The organism is Streptomyces sp. NPDC004111 (assembly GCF_042874215.1).
Classification (GTDB): Bacteria; Actinomycetota; Actinomycetes; order Streptomycetales; family Streptomycetaceae; genus Streptomyces.
This window is the reverse complement of the sequence record NZ_JBIAMU010000009.1, coordinates 57,006-73,230: the sequence shown is the minus strand read 5'-3', so window position 1 is coordinate 73,230 and position 16,225 is coordinate 57,006. Positions and strand designations below refer to the sequence as shown.

At 73.5% G+C, this 16,225-nt stretch carries 16 protein-coding genes and 1 pseudogene; 9 read left to right on the top strand and 8 right to left on the bottom strand.

Annotated features, from left to right (window positions below):
* Positions 1 to 222 precede the first annotated feature (222 nt).
* The gene (locus ACFYVL_RS18900) at positions 223 to 825 is read left to right on the top strand and encodes a hypothetical protein (protein WP_389246093.1); all 603 of its coding nucleotides are present in this window, start codon (positions 223 to 225) and stop codon (positions 823 to 825) included.
* A 104-nt stretch (positions 826 to 929) separates the two neighbouring features.
* Positions 930 to 1,652, top strand: a pseudogene (locus tag ACFYVL_RS18895) (class F sortase); the annotation flags it as partial.
* 109 nt (positions 1,653 to 1,761) lie between these two features.
* Here ACFYVL_RS18895 and ACFYVL_RS18890 read toward each other — a convergent pair.
* The 3 genes from ACFYVL_RS18890 to ACFYVL_RS18880 all read right to left on the bottom strand — a co-directional run bounded on the left by ACFYVL_RS18890 (position 1,762) and on the right by ACFYVL_RS18880 (position 4,612).
* Positions 1,762 to 2,547 carry a sulfite exporter TauE/SafE family protein gene (locus ACFYVL_RS18890; RefSeq protein ID WP_389246091.1) on the bottom strand — a complete coding sequence of 262 codons (786 nt, stop codon included), beginning with the start codon at positions 2,545 to 2,547 and terminating at the stop codon, positions 1,762 to 1,764.
* A gap of 37 nt (positions 2,548 to 2,584) precedes the next feature.
* Positions 2,585 to 2,788 carry a hypothetical protein gene (locus tag ACFYVL_RS18885; RefSeq protein WP_389246089.1) on the bottom strand — a complete coding sequence of 68 codons (204 nt, stop codon included), beginning with the start codon at positions 2,786 to 2,788 and terminating at the stop codon, positions 2,585 to 2,587.
* A 348-nt stretch (positions 2,789 to 3,136) separates the two neighbouring features.
* Entirely contained in the window at positions 3,137 to 4,612 is a 1,476-nt protein-coding gene (locus ACFYVL_RS18880) for a ferric reductase-like transmembrane domain-containing protein (RefSeq protein ID WP_389246560.1), read from the bottom strand.
* A gap of 275 nt (positions 4,613 to 4,887) precedes the next feature.
* Between ACFYVL_RS18880 and ACFYVL_RS18875 the strand changes: the two genes are divergently transcribed.
* Positions 4,888 to 5,211, top strand: coding sequence for a putative quinol monooxygenase (locus ACFYVL_RS18875; RefSeq protein ID WP_389246087.1), 324 nt, complete (start codon positions 4,888 to 4,890; stop codon positions 5,209 to 5,211).
* 160 nt (positions 5,212 to 5,371) lie between these two features.
* Here the strand turns inward: ACFYVL_RS18875 and ACFYVL_RS18870 are convergent, their stop codons facing one another.
* The 3 genes from ACFYVL_RS18870 to ACFYVL_RS18860 are packed head-to-tail and all read right to left on the bottom strand — an operon-like array spanning position 5,372 to position 8,129.
* Entirely contained in the window at positions 5,372 to 6,049 is a 678-nt protein-coding gene (locus tag ACFYVL_RS18870; protein WP_389246085.1) for a response regulator transcription factor, read from the bottom strand.
* A 26-nt stretch (positions 6,050 to 6,075) separates the two neighbouring features.
* On the bottom strand, positions 6,076 to 7,374 hold the full coding sequence (locus ACFYVL_RS18865) for a sensor histidine kinase (RefSeq protein WP_389246083.1): 1,299 nt from the start codon (positions 7,372 to 7,374) through the stop codon (positions 6,076 to 6,078).
* Between the two features lie 8 nt (positions 7,375 to 7,382).
* Complete coding sequence (locus ACFYVL_RS18860; protein WP_389246081.1) at positions 7,383 to 8,129, bottom strand: sensor domain-containing protein; 747 nt, start codon at positions 8,127 to 8,129, stop codon at positions 7,383 to 7,385.
* Positions 8,130 to 8,312: 183 nt separating this feature from the next.
* Here ACFYVL_RS18860 and ACFYVL_RS18855 point away from each other — a divergent pair, with 183 nt between their 5' ends.
* Positions 8,313 to 8,897 carry a TetR/AcrR family transcriptional regulator gene (locus tag ACFYVL_RS18855; RefSeq protein ID WP_389246079.1) on the top strand — a complete coding sequence of 195 codons (585 nt, stop codon included), beginning with the start codon at positions 8,313 to 8,315 and terminating at the stop codon, positions 8,895 to 8,897.
* Between the two features lie 87 nt (positions 8,898 to 8,984).
* Complete coding sequence (locus tag ACFYVL_RS18850; RefSeq protein WP_389246077.1) at positions 8,985 to 9,806, top strand: SDR family NAD(P)-dependent oxidoreductase; 822 nt, start codon at positions 8,985 to 8,987, stop codon at positions 9,804 to 9,806.
* Between the two features lie 98 nt (positions 9,807 to 9,904).
* Here the strand turns inward: ACFYVL_RS18850 and ACFYVL_RS18845 are convergent, their stop codons facing one another.
* On the bottom strand, positions 9,905 to 10,318 hold the full coding sequence (locus tag ACFYVL_RS18845; RefSeq protein ID WP_389246075.1) for a VOC family protein: 414 nt from the start codon (positions 10,316 to 10,318) through the stop codon (positions 9,905 to 9,907).
* A 420-nt stretch (positions 10,319 to 10,738) separates the two neighbouring features.
* On the opposite strand from ACFYVL_RS18845, the gene ACFYVL_RS18840 reads away from it, so the two are divergent.
* From ACFYVL_RS18840 to ACFYVL_RS18825, 4 genes are all read left to right on the top strand, one after another.
* Positions 10,739 to 12,028 carry an ABC transporter substrate-binding protein gene (locus tag ACFYVL_RS18840; RefSeq protein WP_389246073.1) on the top strand — a complete coding sequence of 430 codons (1,290 nt, stop codon included), beginning with the start codon at positions 10,739 to 10,741 and terminating at the stop codon, positions 12,026 to 12,028.
* Positions 12,025 to 12,966, top strand: a complete 942-nt coding sequence (locus tag ACFYVL_RS18835; protein WP_389246071.1) for a carbohydrate ABC transporter permease — start codon at positions 12,025 to 12,027, stop codon at positions 12,964 to 12,966. Before ACFYVL_RS18840 ends, ACFYVL_RS18835 begins: the two co-directional genes overlap by 4 nt.
* A gap of 5 nt (positions 12,967 to 12,971) precedes the next feature.
* Entirely contained in the window at positions 12,972 to 13,808 is an 837-nt protein-coding gene (locus ACFYVL_RS18830; protein WP_389246069.1) for a carbohydrate ABC transporter permease, read from the top strand.
* Between the two features lie 104 nt (positions 13,809 to 13,912).
* Complete coding sequence (locus ACFYVL_RS18825) at positions 13,913 to 15,073, top strand: alkaline phosphatase PhoX (protein ID WP_389246067.1); 1,161 nt, start codon at positions 13,913 to 13,915, stop codon at positions 15,071 to 15,073.
* Positions 15,074 to 15,103: 30 nt separating this feature from the next.
* On the opposite strand, the gene ACFYVL_RS18820 is transcribed toward ACFYVL_RS18825, so the two are convergent.
* Positions 15,104 to 16,063, bottom strand: a complete 960-nt coding sequence (locus tag ACFYVL_RS18820; RefSeq protein ID WP_389246558.1) for a winged helix-turn-helix domain-containing protein — start codon at positions 16,061 to 16,063, stop codon at positions 15,104 to 15,106.
* Positions 16,064 to 16,225: the final 162 nt, after the last annotated feature.

The window sequence follows — 16,225 nt, the reverse complement described above, 5'->3', positions numbered from 1 at the left end:
GCCCGCCGCCCGGTCTCCCGGCCGCCCCTCACCCATTCGGCCCGGTAGACCTCCTGATCCTCCGTCACCACCGCTGACCTGCCGGAACGGGCTGGCGTACGGGTGACGGGGCACCTCTCGGCGGCCTGCCGGGCGCCCGCTCGGCAGGCGCGCGGGGCCGGACGCCGCTTACCTCGGGACAGAGGTACGACGAGTACGAGCGGTACGCCCCCGGAGGAACCCATGCGCGAGACCCCCGCCCGATCCCGCACCCGCGTCCGGACGGCCGGCGCGGCGGTCGCCGCTGCCGCCGTGCTCGCGGTCGGCGGGGCGGGCGGGGTGGCGCACGCGGAGAACGAGGGCGGGCAGACGCTGGAGTTCAACCCGCAGACCGTCTCGCCCGGCATGGAGGTCGCCGTCAGCACCACCGCGTGCGGCGCGGGCGGCAGCGGCACCGGGGACGCCTCGGCGCTCGGTGTCGGCGAGTTCACGATGGAGACGGCCACGCACAAGGAGGTGCTGGTGGGCAGGTTCACGGTGCCGTCCCACACCTCCAAGGGCGAGTACTCGGTCACCGTGACCTGTGCGGACGGAGTGAAGTCGGCGACGGGCGAGCTGTGGGTGACGGCGGGGTCGCCGGACGACGGCCACCCGACGCCCTCCCCTTCCTGGAGCAGTTCCCCCTCCACTCCCTCCGGGCACGTGCGTACCGGTGTCGGCGGCGGTACGTCCGGCCCCGGCACCCCCGAGATCGCGGCAGGGGCGGCCGTGCTGGCCGCGTCCGCCGTGGGCGGCGGTTGGCTGCTGCTGCGTCGCCGGGCGAGGGAGGCGCAGCAGCGCGGCTGAACCGCCGCAGCCCCGTGTCCCCGCCCCACACCATGAGTCCCGGGCGGGGACACGGGCCGTACGCCCAAGCGCGCCAGCACGAGCACACCGGTGGGAGTGCCCTCATGCCTGTGACCGAGCAGCCCGGGATCCGTCCCGGCAACCCGTTCGCGCAGCAGCCGGGCCCGTCGGGCGGGACCGGGGGTCGCGCCCGGCTCCGCGCCCAGTGCGCCCTGCTCGCCATCGCGGCGCTGACCGGGCTGTGGCTGATCAGGGACGGTGCGGCGAGCGGCACGGCGCCGCCGCAGCCGACGGCCGCCGAGGCGTTCGCGGCCGGCCGCGCGGACCGCTCGGGCACCCGGCCCCCCGAACGCCCCGCGGCCACCGCCCCGCTCCCGCCGTCCGCCCCGGTGCGGCTGCGCATTCCGCAGATCCGGGTGGACACCCCGCTGATGGGGCTCGGTCTCGGCGCCGGGGGCGCGCTGGACGTACCGCCGGAGGGGGATGCGAACCTGGCGGGCTGGTACCGGGACGGCACCCCGCCGGGCGCCCGGGGGACGGCGATCGTGGCCGGTCATGTGGACACGGCGAGCGGCCCGGCGGTCTTCTACCGCCTCGGTTCGCTGCGCAAGGGGCACACGGTCGAGGTGCTGCGCGAGGACGGCCGGACCGCGCTGTTCACCGTCGACGCGATCGAGGTGTACGACGCCGAGAGGTTCCCGGACCGGAAGGTCTACGGGAGGGCGGCCCGCCCGGAGCTGCGGGTGATCACCTGTGGCGGTGGTTACGTCGAGGGACGGGGCTACCGGGGCAACGTGGTGGTGTACGCGCACCTCACGGGGGTGCGGGCGGTGGCCGCCGCCCACCGGGCCGCGGGCCCGCCGCCCGCCACCGCGGGGACGTCGCCCGCCACCGCGGGGCCGCGGCCCGAGGCGGCCGGGCCGGGGCGGATCGCGCTCAGACCGCCACCCACTGGTCGTACGCCAGCTTGGCGACGAGGCTGAAGACGACCACCAGCAGCACCACCCGGACGAATCCGCTGCCCTTCTTCAGGGCGGTGCGCGCGCCGAACATGCCGCCCGCCAGGTTGAACACGGCCATCAGGAGCGCCAGCTGCCAGAGCACGTACCCCTGGTAGGCGAACATGGCGAGCGCCCCGGCGTTGGTGCACACGTTGACGATCTTCGCGGTGGCGGAGGCGGTGACCATGTCGAAGTGCAGGATCGCGGTCAGCGCGAGCACCAGGAAGGTGCCGGTGCCGGGCCCGAAGAGACCGTCGTAGAAACCGATGCCGCAGCCCGCGAGGAGGACGGCGGCGAGTATCCGCTGCTTGGTGGCGGGGCCGGTGGCCGGTGCGGTGCCGAAGTTCGGCCGGAAGATCACGAAGGTGCCGACGCCCACGAGGACCACCATGATCATGGGCCGCATGACCTCGTTGCTGATGCCGGCGGCGAAGAACGCGCCCGCCATCGATCCGGCGAGGGCCGCCAGCCCGATCCGTACCGCGATCCTGACGTCGATCGGCGCCTTGCGCACATAGGTGAGTGCCGCGCCGCTGGTGCCGACGATCGCGACCGCCTTGTTCGTGCCCAGCGCGAAGGTGCTCGCCATACCGGCCGGCAGGGCCATGACCATGGCGGGCAGGAGCAGCAGCCCGCCGCCGCCGACCACCGCGTCGACCCATCCGGCGGCGGCCGCCGCGAGGCACAGCAGGATGACGGCGGTGATCGAGATGTCGGGCATGAGCACGACAGTACGAGGCACAACCGCCCTGGACCACTTACTTGATGGAAAGTTGAGCAAGATCGGAACCGCCCGCGGCGGGTGCCCGGTCGGGGGCGGGCGGCGCGGCCGGTTCGACGGCCACGGCCAGGAACGTCGCGGCGAGCGCGCTCGCGCCGAAGAGCCCGGCGGCGACGTGCCGACGGGCCCGGTCCACGGCGGCGGAGGTACGCGTGGTGACGGGTCTGCGATGACGAGCCATGGGGTGCGGGGTCCCTGGGGTAGACGGGGCGGGGGCGGAACGGACCGGGCGGGCGAAGGCCGTTGCGGACCGGGGTGGCGGGGGCGCCGACGGCGAACGGAGCGCGCCTGGTCGGCGGACGGGGGCGAGCGGCGGACGGGGCGTGCGTTTGGCGGACGGGGCGTGCGGGCGGCGATCGGCGGGCGGGGCGCCTGGTCGGCGGACGGGGGCGAACGGTCGACGGGCGGGGCGCGCGGTTGGCGGCCGAGGCGTGCGGGCGGCGGGCAGGGCGTGCGAGCGGCGGCCGGCGGGCGGGCCTGCGGTCGGCGGGCGGGCCTGCGGTCGGCGGGCGGCGGTGCCGGGAGCGCGCTAGAAGCTGAAGACCTCGGCGTGGATGCGGGACTCCGGCACGCCCACCCGGATCAGCGAGGCGGTCGCCGCCCGCGCCATGCCGGGCGGCCCGCACAGGTACACGTCGTGCTCGGCGATGTCGGGCACCAGCGCGCGCAGCGCCTGCGGGGCCAGCGGGTCTCCCCCGCCGGAACGTGTCCCGTGCCCCGGGGCGGAGGCCCCGCCGTCCGGCAGCGGCCCGGGGCCGTGCGCCGCGTCCGAGGCGCCGAGCAGGTAGTGGAGTGCGGCCCGCCGGGAGCGGGCGATCGCCTCCAGTTCCTCCTTGAGCACCAGTTGGGCGGCGTCCCTGGCCCGGTAGAGCAGGGTCAGTTCGCCGGGGCCGCCCGGCAGGGTCTCGAAGAGCGCCCGCATCGGGGTGATCCCGACGCCGCCCGCGAGCAGCAGCACCTTGCGCCGGGTGCGCCGGTGCGCGGTCATCGCGCCGAACGGCCCGGTCGCCAGCACCCGGGTGCCGACCCGCACCCGGCGCAGCCGCCGGGTGTGGTCGCCCGCCGCCTTCACGGTGATCCGCATGGTGTCGTCCCTGACCGGCGCGGACAGCGAGAACGGCAGCGCGGTGTGCCAGATGCGGCGTTGCAGGAACCGCCACCGGAAGAACTGCCCCGGCTCCGCCCGCAGCGCGTCGAGCCCGATGCCCTGCATCACCACCGACACCACTCCGGGCGCCTCGTCCCGCACCTCCAGGACCCGCAGGCTGTGCTGCAAGGCCTGCCGCACCGGCACCACCGCCCGGTACCAGAGCAGCAGCACCGCGACGGTCGCGTGCATCATCGACCACGTCCACAGCACGAACGGGTGGGCCGCCACGTCGGGTCCGGCGAGCTGGTGCACGAAGCCGAGCCCGGCCCCGGCGTACGCGAGCAGGTGCACGGCCCGCCAGGTCTCGTGCCGGACCCTGCGGCGGGCGGCGCGCGCCGAGGTGACGCCCACCGCGGCGAGCAGCAGGGTGCCCAGTACGGCCGCCAGGACGCCGCCGTAGCCGAGCAGTTCGACGACGGCGGTGCGCAGGTCCGTGCCCGCGTGCGCGGCGTACCCGAACAGGGCGAGCAGGCCGTGCGCGACGCACAGCGACAGCACGTACCGGCCGCCGAGCGCGTGCCAGCGGGCCAGCAGGTCGGCGCCGACCCCGTGCTCGACGGCGGGCACCCGCGCCATCAGGAACAGCATGACCAGCACCCCGTACCCGGCGAGCAGCCCGGTCAGGTGCGCCCCGGACGCGAACAGCGCGTCGAGCCGGAGCGAGGGCACCGCCTGCACCCCCCACAGCAGACACACGGCCCCGACCCCGGCGACGATGCCGCCCCGGACGGTACGGGGCGGCAGCCGCGGCAGCGCGGAGGGGGCGGACGGCACGCCGGGCACCGGCGGCACGGCAGCCACCGGGGGCGCGGGCGGCACCGGCGGTGCGGCAGGTGCCGGGGGCGCGGGCGGCATCGACGGCACGGGCGGTGCGGCGGGGAACGCGGGCCTAGTCCCGGCGCTCCACGACGTGCCGGGACCGGGGCGGGACGCGTACTCCGTGCGGGCAAGGTAGGCCGTCAGAGCGGGGTAGGCGTCCGTCGGCGGTGGGCTGGCCTCGATCGTCACAAGCGGCAGACTAGGGGCAGCCGGTACGGTGAATTCGCTGGTCAGAGCCGTGCGGCCGGATTCTTAAGGTGGCCTTGAGGGAGGGCTGAAGGACGGTTAACTGGCCGCCCTAGAATGAGGCAATGATCTTTATTGTCGTGAAGTTCCCCGTAAAGCCCGAGTACGCCGATTCCTGGATGCAGCACGTCGAGGCGTTCACCACCGCCACCCGCGCCGAGCCCGGCAACCTGTGGTTCGAGTGGTCCCGCAGCGTCGAGGACGCCACCTCCTTCACCCTGGTCGAGGCGTTCCAGGACGACGCCGCCGCCGCGCACGTCGACTCCGACCACTTCCGCGCCGCCATGGAGACCATGCGCCCGCTGCTGCGCCGCACGCCGGAGATCGTCAGCACGACGATCGAGGGCCAGAACGGCTGGAGCGCGATGGGCGAGCTGCAGATCGACTGACCGGACACCACGCCGGGAGGGGGGGCCTGCTCCCTCCCTCTCCCGGCCCGCCCGCCGCTCCCGGCCCGCTCATCCCTCCGGGCCGTCTCATCCCTCCGGGCCCGCTCGGCCCTCCCCGGCCCGCGCGCCCCTCCCCGGACCGCGCGCCCTTGTCGGCTCCTCAGCCCTCCAGATACCTGAGGACCGCCAGCACCCTGCGGTGCCCGCCCTCCTCCACCGCGAGACCCAGCTTGGCGAAGATGTTCGCCACGTGCTTCTCGACCGCCCGCTCGGTCACCACGAACCGGTCCGCGATCGACTGGTTGGTCAGCCCCTGCGCCATCAGCCCGAGCACCTCGCGCTCGCGCGGGGTCAGCCCGTCCAGTGCCGACCGCCGCCGGCTGGCGCCGAAGAGCTGCGCCACCACCTCCGGGTCGAGCGCGGTGCCGCCCGCGGCCACCCGGCCGATCGCGTCCACGAACTCGCCGATGTCGACGACCCGCTCCTTGAGCAGATAGCCGACGCCCGCGCCGCCCCGGCCGCCGCCCAGCAGTTCGGCCGCGTACCGCGTCTCCACGTACTGCGAGAAGATCAGCACGCCGACGTCCGGCCAGGTCCGCCGGATCTCCACGGCCGCCCGCAGCCCCTCGTCGGTCTGCGTGGGCGGCATCCGTACGTCGACCACCGCCGCGTCCGGACGGTGTTCCGCCACCGCCGCCAGCAGCCCCTGCGCGTCGCCGACCGCCGCGGCCACCTCCACGCCCCGCATCCCGAGCAGTTGCACGAGCCCGTCCCTGAGCAGTGCGGAGTCCTCGGCGATGACGATGCGCGGGCCCGGGGCGGCGGGTGACGGGTGCATGGGCGGGCGGGCTCCTCGGGTGGTCGCTAACGGCAGGGCAGCTCGACGGTGATCACCGTAGGGCCGCCGGCCGGGCTGTCGCACACCAGTGTCCCGTCCACCGCCCTGATCCGGCCCAGCAGTCCGCTCAGCCCGCTGCCCGCCCCGACCACCGCTCCCCCGCGCCCGTCGTCCCGTACCACCAGCCGCAGCAGGCCCTCCCGTACGGTCGCTTCGACGTCCACGGTGCTGCCTCCGCTGTGCTTGGCGGCGTTGGCCAGCAGTTCGGCGGCGCAGAAGTAGGCGATGGACTCCAGGGCCGCGGAGGGCCGCGCGCCGATCTGCGCCCGTACGGTCACCGCCAGCGGGGAGTCCGCGGCCAGGGTGGCCAGCGCGGCGTCCAGGCCCTGGTCCAGTACCGGCGGGTGGATGCCCTTGACGAGGTGGCGCAGGTCGGCGACGGCCTGCTTGGCGTTGCCCCGGGCGGTCTCGACGAGGGCGAGCACCTGCGCCTTGTCCGCGCCCGCGGCGACGAGTTCGTGAATCATCGTGAGGTGCATGCCGAGGCCGACGAGGCGGACCTGGGTGCCGTCGTGCAGGTCGCGTTCGATCCGCCGCAGGGTGGCCGCCGCGTCCTCGACGGCCTGCGCCCGGGTCTCCTCCAGGGTGCGGATGCGCCGGTCGGCGGCCCCCGGGCCGAGCAGCGCGCGCAGCACGAGGGAGTACGGCACGAGGGCGCGGCGGACCAGCCAGGGGGCAGCGGCCAGCAACAGCACGCCCAGCAGCACGACCACCGTCCAGCGCGGCCAGGTGTCCATCTGCACGCCGAGGAATTCGAGCGAGACGTGCCGCTCGCTCCCGTCGCTCTCGTGCACGGTGACGTAGTTGACGTGCCGCAGCAGGGGGTGCAGCACGAAGAGCAGCCCGTACACATAGCCGACGGTCACGGCGACCAGGCCCGGCAGGGCGAGCAGCGGGGCGGCGAAGGCCCAGCCGACGGCCCGCCAGCCCGCACGGTCGGCGAGGGCGGTACGCCGCCACCCGAGCAGCCCGGTCGCCGCCGGCCGTACGGGGTCCTCGACGTGCACCGCCAGCAGCCGCCGGGCCAGCCCGCGCTGTACGGACCCCAGGCCCGCCGCGCCGCGCACGGTCGCCGCCAGCAGCCACGGCCCGAGCGCGGTGACGGCCAGCACTCCCCCGGCCAAGAGCCCCGCGAGGACGAGCACCATGCCGAGGAGGGCGAGCGGCAGGGCGAGGACGGCGTGGAGCAGAGCCCCGGCCCGCACCCGCAGACCGGTGCGGGAGAGGGCCGGGGGCGGGAAACGGAAGGGAAGGCGCTGGTGCATGGTGGCCACTAAAGCTGATGGATGATCGGCACCGACAGCAGCCCGCAGAGCGCGGCCACGCCCAGCGCGAGAGCGACGGTGCGTCCAAGGCCGGCCCGCGACCGCCCCAGCAGCCCGGTCGCGAGCCGCACCTGAAGCGCGCTGAACCCCTTGGCGACCCACGGCGTCAGCAGCAGGAACGTCACCCCGCCGCCCACCGCGTGCACCGCCCACGCGCCGGCCATGGTGGGGCCGCCCCAGGAGCCGGTGGGGTCGTTGTCGGGCCGCAGCGGGTAGCCGAGGTTGATGACGACGACGAACCAGAAGTAGAGGACGACGACCGCCGAGACGAGCGCGAGGGGCAACGCGACCAGGGCGTGCGCCACCCCGAGCACCCCGCCGCTCTCCCGTGCCACGGTTCCGGGCTCCACCCCCAGCACCCGCCGCATCAGCCAGAACTGGATCCGGCCGACCGGCCCGCCGACGAGGGCGAGCGGGACGCAGAGCAGTGCGAGGGGCAGCGCGAGCAGCAGATACGCCACCCGCCGCCAGGTCCGGGCCCGGAACGGCTCCCGCAGAACGGCCCGCGGGCCGGGAAAGCGGCGGGAACCGGCGGCGGTGCGGACAGGGGAGGCGCCGGAGGCGCGGGAGGTGGAGGTACCGGGGGTGGAGGTACCGGAGGTGGAGGTGCGGGAGGTGGAGGTGCGGGAGGCGCCGGGCGTGGCGGTGCGGGAGGCGTCGGCGGTGGGCCTGTCGGTGCTCGTGTCGGTGTCCATGTCTCCAGGCTGTCGGCCGGCGGCCCGGGGCTCGACCGTGCCAGCACGGAAGCCGGGGGTTCGGTTTACCCCACCCCCGCCCTCACCGCGCCGGGGCGCCGCCGTCCGAGCCGCACCCGCCGCTCCGGCTCCCCGTACTCAAATCTCTTGACCGACCGTTCCAGAAAGCTCTAGAGTCACCACGTGGCCAGGACCAAGGAATTCGATCCCGACGCCGCCCTCCGGTCAGCTCTCGAACTGTTCTGGCGGCGCGGCTACGAAGCGACCTCGATGGCCGACCTCGTGGCCCACCTGGGCATCGGCCGGGCCAGCATCTACGCCACCTTCGGCAACAAGCACGACCTCTACCTGAAGGCCCTGGACCGGTACGCCGAGGACCGCGACCCGCAGCTGCTCGACGAACTGTCCCGGCCGGGCCCCGCACTGCCGGGCGTGCGCGCGCTGGTACGCCGCTTCGCCGCCGAGGCCGGTTCCGAGGAACTGCGCCGCAACGGCTGCTTCGTCACCAACACCGCGGCCGAACTGGGTCCGCACGACCCGGAGGCGGCCCGCCGGGTGGAGCGCAGCTGGGAGCAGATCGAGACACTGCTGCACTCCGCGCTGGTCCGGGCACGGACCCAGGGCGAGCTGCCCGGGGAGCGCGACCCGCGCGCCCTGGCACGGCTGCTGCTCGTACTGCTCCAGGGCCTGCGGGTCACCGGCAAGGCGTCCGGCGACCCCGCCCGGGTGCGCGACGCGGCCGAACAGGCGCTGGCCCTGCTGGACTGAGACCGCACCGAACGGGCCCGCAGTCGGGCCCGTTTCTCCTGCCCCAATAATTGACCGATCGTTCTTGAAAGAGAGATGTGATCCGCCATGACCTCCACCACCCGCACCCGCTTCGCAGGCCGCACCGCACTCGTCACCGGCGCCGGTTCCGGTCTGGGCCGGGGCATCGCGCTCGCCTTCGCCGCCGAGGGCGCCCGGGTCGTCGTCGCGGGGCGCACCGCCGCACCGATCGAGGAGACGGTCGCGCTGATCGAGGCCGCCGGGGGCACGGCAGCGGCGTTCACCGCGGACGTGTCCCGGGAGGGGGAGGTGACCGCCCTGGTCGAGTACGCCGTCGAACGGTTCGGCCGGCTCGACGTGGCGGTGAACAACGCCGGGGTCTTCCGGGGCGGCGCCCCGGTCGCCGACCTCCCCGCCGAGGACTGGCAGACCCTGCTCGACATCAACGTCACCGGCGTACTGAACGCCCTGCGGGCCGAGATCCGGCAGATGCGCAGGCAGGGCGACGGCGCGGGCCCGGACGGGGGCACCGGGAGCGGCACGGGCCGGGGCCGGGGCGTCATCGTCAACATCGCCTCCAACCTCGGCGCCCACACCCGTATCCCCAACGTCACCGGCTACCTCACCTCCAAGGCCGCCGTGTCCGCCCTGACCAGGGGCGCCGCCCTCGACCACATCTCCGAGGGGATACGGATCAACGCGGTCAGCCCCGGCCCTTCGGAGTCCGCCATGTCGCTGCGGCCCGGCGAGACGGACGCGGAGCGCGCGCTCCGGATGAAGTCGGACTCCCCGCTCGGCCGTATCTCCACCGCCGCGGAGGTGGCGGCGGCGGTGCTCTACCTGGCCTCCGACGACGCCGCTTCGGTCGTCGGCACGGACCTGGTCATCGACGGCGGCGCCTCGGCGTGAGGCCTCGCGTACTCGTGAGGCCGCTGTGCGCGGGAGCGGCCGGGGCCGGGGCGCGTGCGCCGGTGAGCGGCCGGGGGCCCGTGCAGCCGCCTCCGGGCTCAGCCCTGGACCATCGACGGGTCCATCCACATGACCTCCCAGTTGTGGCCGTCCGGGTCCTGGAAGGAGCGGCCGTACATGGTGCCGTAGTCCTGCGGGTCCTTCGAGGGCTTCCCGCCGGCCGCCAGCGCCGCGTCGCAGAGCTCGTCGACCTTGGCGCGGCTCTCGGCGCTCAGCGCGACGATCGCCTCGGCGTGGGTCGAGGAGTCGGCGACCTCCTTCGGGACGAATTCCTTGAAGCGCGGCTCGGCGAGCAGCATCACGACGATGGTGTCGCTGATGACGATCGAGGTGGTGTTCTCGTCGCTGAACTGCTTGTTCTGCGTGAAGCCGAGCTTGGTGAAGAAGTTCGTGGAGACCTCGACGTCCTTGACCGGGAGGTTCACGAAGATCATCTGCTGGTACTGCGACATGGCGTGCTCTCTCGTCTCTCTCGTCCGGCGCGGCCCCTGTGCCGCCGCCTTTCACCGATATAGACCGGGGGCGCCGCGGAAACTCATCGCCTCCCGGAAAGAAAAATGACACAGATTTCGAACGTCGGCCCCTCGGGCGGGCGAACCCCCGGGCCGGCCCCCGCGCACCCGGTACGGGCCGACGGCTTCGCTCCCCTCCCCCGCGGGGCCCGCCGCACACCGACGGGCACCTCGGTCCGGCGCCTTCACGAGGTGGCCAACTCCGTTGTCCTGAAGGAGCGCTGAGACGCCGGAAGGCGTCGCACACATGGCGACACACCGCCGCAACACACTGGCCGTGGAGCTGCGGCATGGTTGATCGTTGGGCTGTCCGGCTTCACGATGGCCCGGTCCGACGAGCAACCACTGGGGGAACCAGACATGTCCATCAGTCGCAGAAATCTCCTCGCCGCGGGATCCGGTCTGGCCCTGACCGGTGCGCTCGCCGCCTGCGGGTCCAACACCGGCCGCGAGGAGGGAGGTTCGGGCGGAGGCGCAACGGGGCCCGGCGGCGGTATCGCGCAGTGGTACCACCAGTACGGCGAGAGCGGCACCGAGCAGGCCGTGCGGCGCTACGCGGCGGCGTACAAGAAGACCAAGGTCACCGTGCAGTGGCGGCCGGGCAACTACGACCAGCAGACCGCCGCCGCCCTGCTCACCGACAGCGGCCCGGACGTCTTCGAGGTCAACGGGCCGACCCTGGACCAGATCCGGGGCGGCCAGGTCGTCGATCTGACGGACCTGTTCGCCGGGGTCAAGGAGGACTTCAACCCCGCCGTCCTCGCCCCCAAGACGTACGAGGGCAAGATCTACTCGGTCCCGCAGGTCGTCGACATGCAGCTGCTCTTCTACCGCAAGAGCCTGCTGAAGGCGGCGAACGTCCAGCCGCCCCGCACCCTGGACGAACTCGTCGACGCGGCGAAGAAGCTGACGGAGTCCGGGGACCGGAAGACCAAGGGGCTCTTCCTCGGCAACGACGGCGGCGCCGGAGCCATCGGCGGCACTCCTCTGTACGCCGCCGGGCTCTCGCTGATCACCGAGGACGGCAAGGTCGGATTCGACGACCCGGCCGCCGCCCGCGCGCTGGGCAAGCTCCGCCAGCTGTACGCCGACAAGTCGCTGCTGCTCGGCGCGCCCACCGACTGGTCCGACCCGTCGGCGTTCGTCCAGGGGCTGACCGCAATGCAGTGGTCGGGACTGTGGGCGCTGCCCGCCGTGCAGAAGGCGCTCGGGGACGACTTCGGGGTGCTGCCGTTCCCCAAGGACGGGGGCGGCGGCGCGCCGTCGGTGCCGGTCGGCGCGTACGGGGCGGCGGTGAGCGCCCGCAGCAAGCAGCAGGCCGCCGCCAAGGAGTACGTCAAGTGGCTGTGGATCGAACAGGCCGATTTCCAGACGGACTTCGCCCTCGGATACGGGTTCCACATTCCCGCCCGCACCTCCCTCGCCAAGAAGGCCGACAAGCTGAAGGAGGGCGCCGCCGCCGACGCGGTGCGCTACGCCACCGACCACAGCTACGCGCAGCCGCTGCTGTGGACCCCGGCCGCCGCCACCGCGTACCAGGACGCGCTGAGCCGCATCATCAAGGACGGTGCGAACCCGGACACCGAACTGAAGGCGGTCGTGCGCAGGACCAACGAGGAGCTCCAGCGTGTGAAGAAGAAGTCCTCGTGAGCACTGGCACCCCGGCCACCGCCGCCGGGGCGCGGCGGTGGGGGACCCAGAACCGCACCCTGTGGTTCTGGGTCTTCGTCGGCCCCTTCGCGCTCGGGCTCGGCCTGTTCACCTACGTACCGCTGCTGTGGAGCCTGTACCTCAGCTTCTTCGACGCGCACAACACCGTCTCCCCCACGGACTTCGTGGGTCTCGACAACTACACCTCGATGCTGGGGGACTCCGCGTTCACCAGCAGTCTCGGCACCTTCGCGCTGTTCACCGCGTTCATCGTGCCGGCGACGTACGCGCTGTCCCTGGCGCTCGCGCTGATGGTCAACCGGCTCCGCTTCGCGCAGGCCTTCTTCCGGTCGGTGTTCTTCCTCCCGGCGGCCTGCTCCTATGTCGTCGCCGCCATGATCTGGAAGATGTCGATCTTCAACGGGGTGCGGTTCGGGCTGGCGAACACCGTGCTCGGCTGGTTCGGCGCGGACCAGACCGCGTGGCTGTCGACCACGGACCCGCCCTGGTACTGGCTGGTCATCGTGACGGTGCGGCTGTGGCTCCAGGCGGGCTTCTACATGATTCTCTTCCTGGCCGGGCTGCAGCGGATCCAGCCCGCGCTCTACGAGGCGGCGGCCGTCGACGGCGCCCGCCCCGGCTGGCAGGTCTTCCGGCACATCACCTTCCCCCTGCTGCGCGCGACCTCGGTCGCCGTCGTCCTGCTCCTGGTGATCAACGCGTTCCAGGCCTTCGACGAGTTCTACAACCTGCTCTCCGACTCGCGCGGCTATCCGCCGTACGCGAGGCCGCCGCTGGTCTACCTCTACTACACGGCGCTGGGACAGGGGCAGAACCTCGGTCTCGGCAGTGCGGGCGCGATCATCCTGGCGCTGATCATCGCCGTGGTGACGATCTTCCAGGCCCGGTTCTTCGGCCTCGGCCGGAAGGAGGACTGACCCCGATGGACGACGCCCTGGTGCGGGTGGGACGCGCGCTGCGCGTGGCCCTGCTCGTCGCGCTCGCGCTGCTCTTCCTCGTCCCCTTCTACCTGCTGGTGCGCAACGGGCTGGCCACCGACGCGGAGATCACCTCGCCGGAGTGGACGTTCTTCCCGTCCTCCCTCCAGTGGGGGAACATCGCAGAATTGTTCAACGATACGGCGATCCCCTTCGCCCGTACCCTTCTCAACTCCGCACTGATCGCGGTCGCCACCACGGTGGGCACCCTGCTGCTGGCCTCGCTCGCCGGGTACGGCCTGGCCCGCATCCCCTACCGCCACTCCGACAAGGTCTTCTACGCGATCCTGGGCACGCTCATGGTCCCGGCGGCCGTCACCTTCGTCCCCAGTTTCGTGCTGGTCTCCTCGCTGGGCTGGGTCTCCACCCTGCGGGGGCTGATCGTCCCGACGCTCTTCTCGGCGTTCGCGTGCTTCGTCTTCCGGCAGTACTTCCTCGGCTTCCCCCGGGAGCTGGAGGACGCGGCACGCGTCGACGGGCTCGGGTACTGGCGCACGTACTGGCGGATCGTGGTGCCCAACGCGCGCCCGGTCTTCGCCGCCGTCGGCACGATCGTCTTCATCGGCGCCTGGAACGCCTTCCTGTGGCCGCTGGTGATCGGCCAGGACCAGCAGGCGTGGACGGTGCAGGTGGCGCTCGCCACCCTGAACACGGCGCAGACGGTCAATCTGCACGAACTGTTCGTCGCGGCGGCCGTCTCGGTGCTGCCGCTGCTGCTGGTGTTCCTCTTCTTCCAGCGGTGGATCGTGGCCGGGGTCGAAAGGTCCGGCATCGACGACTGATTCCCCCGGCGGACAGCGGGAGTTGACCTGCCGTCAACTCCGCGCGCCTAGGTTCCGGGGGCACACCAGAGCCCCCCGTCCCCGGAACCATGGAGCGAGCAGTCATGGAACGTCGCACCTTCCTGCGCACCGCCGTCCTCTCCACCTCCGTCACCGCATTCGGCGGCACCCTCTGGCGCGGCGCCGCCCACGCCGATCCCGCGCAGCCGGGCACCGGCCCGTACGGCGCGCCGGGCAGCGCCGACGCGAACGGCGTCCAACTCCCGGCGGGCTTCCGCAGCCGGGTCGTCGCCAGATCGGGACAGCAGGTCGCCGGCACCTCCTACACCTGGCACCCCGCCCCCGACGGCGGCGCCTGCTTCGCCGACGGCACCGGCTGGATCTACGTCTCCAACTCCGAGGTCAACCCGTCCGGCGGGGCCGGCGCGGTCCGCTTCTCGGCGACCGGGGCGATCACCGGCGCGTACCGCATCCTCTCCTCCACCCGGCAGAACTGCGCGGGCGGCAGCACGCCGTGGAACACCTGGCTCTCCTGCGAGGAGGTCGACCGGGGCTACGTCTACGAGACCGACCCGTGGGGCGTGAAGGCCGCCGTCCGCCGCGACGCCATGGGCCGCTTCAAGCACGAGGCGGCAGCCGCCGACCCCGACCGCAAGGTCGTCTACCTCACCGAGGACGTCACCGACGGCTGCTTCTACCGCTTCACGCCCAGCACCTGGGGCAACCTCGCCGCGGGCAAGCTGGAGGTGCTCAAGATGGGCTCGGGCACCAGCGGCCCGGTCACCTGGGCCGCCGTCCCCGACCCGACCGGCGCCTCCAGGGCCACCCGCGACCAGGTCTCCGGCGCCAAGCGCTTCAACGGCGGCGAGGGCTGCTACTACGCGAACGGCGTCTGCTTCTTCACCACCAAGGGCGACAACCGGGTCTGGCGCTACGACGCTGCGGCGGCCACCCTCGACCTGGTCTACGACGACTCCCTGGTCACCGGCGGCTCCGCCCCGCTGACCGGCGTCGACAACGTCACCGGCGCCTCCTCGGGGGACCTGTTCGTCGCGGAGGACGGCGGCAACATGGAGATCTGCCTGATCACCCCCGACGACGTCGTCACCCCGTTCCTGCGCGTCAACGGCCAGTCCGGCTCGGAGATCACCGGCCCCGCCTTCTCCCCCGACGGCACCCGGCTCTACTTCTCCAGCCAGCGCGGCACCAGCGGCAGTTCCTCGGGCGGCATCACCTACGAGGTGACCGGCCCCTTCCGCGCCTAGCGGCAGTCGCGGGGCGGTACCGGCGGCCGGCTAGCCCAGCGGCGCCGGTGCCGCCCCGCCCCGCAGCAGGGCGGCGCCCAGCGGCGTCAGCGAGTGCAGTACGGCGCTGCCGTGCCGCAGCGTCACCACCAGCCCCGCCTCCCGCAGCACGCACGCGTGCTGGCTCGCGGAGGCGAGGGACACCCCGGCCAGGCGGGCGAGTTCGCTGGTCGTGCAGCCGTGCTCGATGGCGCGCAGCACCACCGACCTGGTCTGTCCGACGAGCCGGCCCAGGTGCGGGCTGCCGACGGCGGCGAGGGCGGGCGGCGGGGTGTGCGCCACCGGGTAGACCAGCACGGGCGGCAGCTGCGGGTCGTACAGCACGACCGGTGCGCCCTGGCAGAAGAAGGACGGCTGGAGCCGCAGCCCCCGCCCCTTGAGGTGCACCTCGCGGGCCACCGGGTAGTCCGCCTCCAGCACCGGGGCGCGCCAGCGCAGCACCGGGGGCAGCGAGGCGAGCAGCGCGTCGGCCCCGCCGTCCAGCAGGGCCCGGCCGCGGGCCGCCCGGTCCGCCTCCACGCGCGCCTGGAGGTGCGGCCAGTACGGGGCGACGGCGGCCCGGTGGTAGTCGCGCAGGGCGTCCGCCAGCACGCCCATCGGCGGCACCTGGGCCAGCTCGCCCCTCATCAGGGCCATTTCGCCGTACTGCCGGCCCTCCGGGGTGGCCCGCACCGCCGCCAGCCCCTCGTCCCAGCCCTGCGCGCCCTCGGCCGGGGTGAGGAAGTCGGGGAAGTAGCCGCGCTCGGGGACGATCGAGGCGAGGGTGCGCCGCGCGTCCCGGGCACCGCCGCCGAACCGGGTCCTGGCCTCCTTGCGCCACTGCCCGTACACCCGTCCACCGCGCCGGTCGCGCAACCGGTGGAAGCTGAGAACCGTCTCCCACAGGGCGTCCGGCCGCGCGGCGAGACGCAGCCGCGCGAGGTCCTCCCCAGTGAAGTGGATACGCAGCACCACCGGCCCAACTCCCCACCCTCGACCGCAGGTTGCATCCGCAACCGACCCGCGATTGAGTATGCACGCCCTTACACGCGGTCACCACGGCCTTTCGGCCAGAGTTGAAACGCCTCGCCGCCGCGCGCCGGAAGCGAGAGGCTGAGCTGTGTCGGGCACCGG

Coding starts and splice junctions, on each gene's coding strand:
- ACFYVL_RS18900 (WP_389246093.1), top strand. CDS start 223: ATGCGCGAGACCCCCGCCCGATCCCGCACCCGCGTCCGGACGGCCGGC.
- ACFYVL_RS18890 (WP_389246091.1), bottom strand. CDS start 2,547: ATGCCCGACATCTCGATCACCGCCGTCATCCTGCTGTGCCTCGCGGCG.
- ACFYVL_RS18885 (WP_389246089.1), bottom strand. CDS start 2,788: ATGGCTCGTCATCGCAGACCCGTCACCACGCGTACCTCCGCCGCCGTG.
- ACFYVL_RS18880 (WP_389246560.1), bottom strand. CDS start 4,612: ATGCCGCCCGCGCCCCCGGCACCTGCCGCACCGCCGGTGCCGCCCGCG.
- ACFYVL_RS18875 (WP_389246087.1), top strand. CDS start 4,888: ATGATCTTTATTGTCGTGAAGTTCCCCGTAAAGCCCGAGTACGCCGAT.
- ACFYVL_RS18870 (WP_389246085.1), bottom strand. CDS start 6,049: ATGCACCCGTCACCCGCCGCCCCGGGCCCGCGCATCGTCATCGCCGAG.
- ACFYVL_RS18865 (WP_389246083.1), bottom strand. CDS start 7,374: ATGCACCAGCGCCTTCCCTTCCGTTTCCCGCCCCCGGCCCTCTCCCGC.
- ACFYVL_RS18860 (WP_389246081.1), bottom strand. CDS start 8,129: ATGGACACCGACACGAGCACCGACAGGCCCACCGCCGACGCCTCCCGC.
- ACFYVL_RS18850 (WP_389246077.1), top strand. CDS start 8,985: ATGACCTCCACCACCCGCACCCGCTTCGCAGGCCGCACCGCACTCGTC.
- ACFYVL_RS18845 (WP_389246075.1), bottom strand. CDS start 10,318: ATGTCGCAGTACCAGCAGATGATCTTCGTGAACCTCCCGGTCAAGGAC.
- ACFYVL_RS18840 (WP_389246073.1), top strand. CDS start 10,739: ATGTCCATCAGTCGCAGAAATCTCCTCGCCGCGGGATCCGGTCTGGCC.
- ACFYVL_RS18830 (WP_389246069.1), top strand. CDS start 12,972: ATGGACGACGCCCTGGTGCGGGTGGGACGCGCGCTGCGCGTGGCCCTG.
- ACFYVL_RS18825 (WP_389246067.1), top strand. CDS start 13,913: ATGGAACGTCGCACCTTCCTGCGCACCGCCGTCCTCTCCACCTCCGTC.